Consider the following 2,664-nt stretch of genomic DNA (forward strand, 5'->3'; position numbering starts at 1 on the left):
CGAAGAAAAATACGAAGCCAGCTACCTGTAAGTTTCACTTATAGAGTAACATAATAGTTGAAAAATAGGGTTAAAAAACCTCCTTTTTGTGCGCCATAAATAGAAAAACTATTCCCGTTTTGTCATGAACTGCTCAGAAGGGAATAGTTACTTTAATTGGTCAAAGACTTAACTTAATGACATTGGGGTTATCCCAGCCTATTTTAATTGTTTACACGTGTCTTCAAAAAGGAGCTAATTGCTTCAACGGCAAATGGCAAAGCTGCTTCATCTGGACTCATCTTAGGGTGATGAAGAGCGTATGGGGTATCTACACCTAACCAGAACATGACACCTGGAACTTGGTGTAACAAATAACCAAAATCTTCTCCCGTCATTGCAGGTGGACAGTCAATCAGATTGACTGCTGAGCTATTTTCAAAGAAAGCCATCAACTCTTGAGCTAATGTCGGATTATTTTCCACTGGCAAATAACCACCTTGTTTAAGCTGAATATCTACCTCTATGCCAAAGCTAGCAGCCACACCTTGGGCAATCGCTGTTACACGTTTTTGAATGAGTAGGCTCATATCCTGAGTCAGCGTGCGAATGGTTCCGTGAAGCTTGGCAGTCTCGGCAATGACATTATTGGTTGTTCCAGCATGCATCGAGCCAAAAGTCACAACCCCACCCTGAATAGGGTCAACATTACGGCTGACAATAGTCTGCACTTGTGTAATGAAGTATGAAGCCGCAACCAGAGCATCGTTGGCCTCATGCGGAAATGCGGCATGACCACCCTTCCCTTTAAAAGTAATCAGCACCTCACAAGTACCTGCAAATAAAGTTCCTGTATTGGTAGCAATGTCACCCACCTTAAAATCAGGACGCACATGAAGCCCATAAAATTCGTCGGGTAGCCAGTCACCAAAAGCACCATCCTCATACATGAGCATACCACCAGCTTCATTTTCCTCAGCTGGTTGGAAAAGAAAGAGCAGATTATTCTTGGGTTGTTCTTGAGCCATAACCTCAAGCAGACCAAGTGCTGTTGTCATATGCATATCATGCCCGCAAGCGTGCATTCGTCCTTCGTGAGTGCTAGCAAAATCCAACCCCGTCTGCTCCACGATGGGCAGACCATCGATATCAGTCCGCCAGCCAACTGTCTTTTCTGGAACTGAACCATGCAGAAAGACCAGAATCCCTGTCCGCCAAGTCCTCTGCTCCACAAAGTCTTTCCCAGCAGTAACTTCGGCAATCCGTTCCAAAAGGTAAGCCTGAGTTTTATATTCCTCCAGCCCAATCTCTGGGATTTGATGCAAATCACGTCTGATTTTTATTAAATCTAAAGTCATGCGTATTCCTTTCAAGAAAAGCTTGAGTTGACCACAAGCTTTCACTATTATAGTCTTTAGTTTACTTTTAGTACTAAGCAACGATCTACAGGCTGTACTAAGGGTACGGCAAAGTGAGTTCAAACAATCCAGTGGAGTGCTTAAAGTTGGAAATAAGGAAACGGAGTTTCCTTTTACGTCGAAGTAATAAAAGATAAACTAAACGACTATAACAATCAACTTACAAATTGCGCAGAGCATCTTCAAGCGCCGTTTTTTGTTGTGTTTTTTCGTCAATTTCTTTAATGATACGGGCAGGCACACCAGCTACGACCACATTTTCAGGGACATCTTGGGTTACAATAGCTCCCGCGGCAACAACCGACCCATTACCAACTTGAACACCTTCAATAACAACAGCGTTGGCACCAACTAAAACATTGTCACCGATACGAACAGGCTCAGCTGATGCAGGCTCAATCACTCCCGCAAGAACAGCGCCTGCTCCAATATGGCTGTTTTTACCGACAGTTGCTCGACCGCCAAGAATAGCTCCCATGTCAATCATCGTTCCGGCGCCAATTTCAGCACCAATATTAATGACAGCCCCCATCATAACTACGGCATTATCCTCAATCGTCACTTGGTCGCGGATGATAGCTCCTGGCTCAATACGAGCATTGAGATGACGTTTATCAAGCAAGGGCACAGCTGAATTGCGACCGTCTTGCTCTACCACGTAATCTTTGTTTTCAGTCAAGTTTGCCAAAAGTGGCTCAATGTCTTTCCAATCCCCAAAGAGAACATTGCCAAGCTTAACGACAGAATTAGGCACTTCCGAAGCTAAAGTCCCTTCAAAAGTCACCTTTACATTGGTTTTCTTTTCGGCATTTCCAATAAAAGCAATAATTTCTTGCGCAGACATTTTTTGTGCAGTCATCTCGTCTTCTCCAATTTCAAAAATATTTAGTTCCTATTATAACAAATATTCAGAAAATTTCAAAATAATTTGGACTAATCAAGCCATCAGGGGTAAAACAGAATTGAAAACAAATAGAGACTGAGCTAAAGTACTCAGCCACGTTGCTTATGTAGTTGTGTAAGCAATACGCAGTGGGTGAGTGAGTTCTAATGCGCTGATAAATCAGCTCTTTCATCCCTACTCAACTTTGCGGGGGTGAGACGATGAAATCAAGTTTCTACGAAACTACTGTTTTCTGTCTAACTCCCTGTTTATTTCTACAAATCATCACACTCTTTCTTATGTTTCTTGATAGTTGCCTCAACGGCCTTTCTCCCCTTCCCTCTGATAGTGGTGTCAAGTTGACCGACAATTGTTTCGGTCGCT

At 42.9% G+C, this 2,664-nt stretch carries 2 protein-coding genes; both read right to left on the minus strand.

The features are described from left to right. Positions 1 to 203 precede the first annotated feature (203 nt). Complete coding sequence (locus A3I7_RS0111775) at positions 204 to 1,337, minus strand: N-acetyldiaminopimelate deacetylase (RefSeq protein ID WP_018376941.1); 1,134 nt, start codon at positions 1,335 to 1,337, stop codon at positions 204 to 206. A gap of 220 nt (positions 1,338 to 1,557) precedes the next feature. Next, positions 1,558 to 2,256, minus strand: coding sequence for a 2,3,4,5-tetrahydropyridine-2,6-dicarboxylate N-acetyltransferase (gene dapD, locus A3I7_RS0111780; protein WP_018376942.1), 699 nt, complete (start codon positions 2,254 to 2,256; stop codon positions 1,558 to 1,560). Positions 2,257 to 2,664: the final 408 nt, after the last annotated feature.

The organism is Streptococcus orisratti DSM 15617, from assembly GCF_000380105.1.
In the GTDB taxonomy this organism is placed as follows: Bacteria; Bacillota; Bacilli; order Lactobacillales; family Streptococcaceae; genus Streptococcus; species Streptococcus orisratti.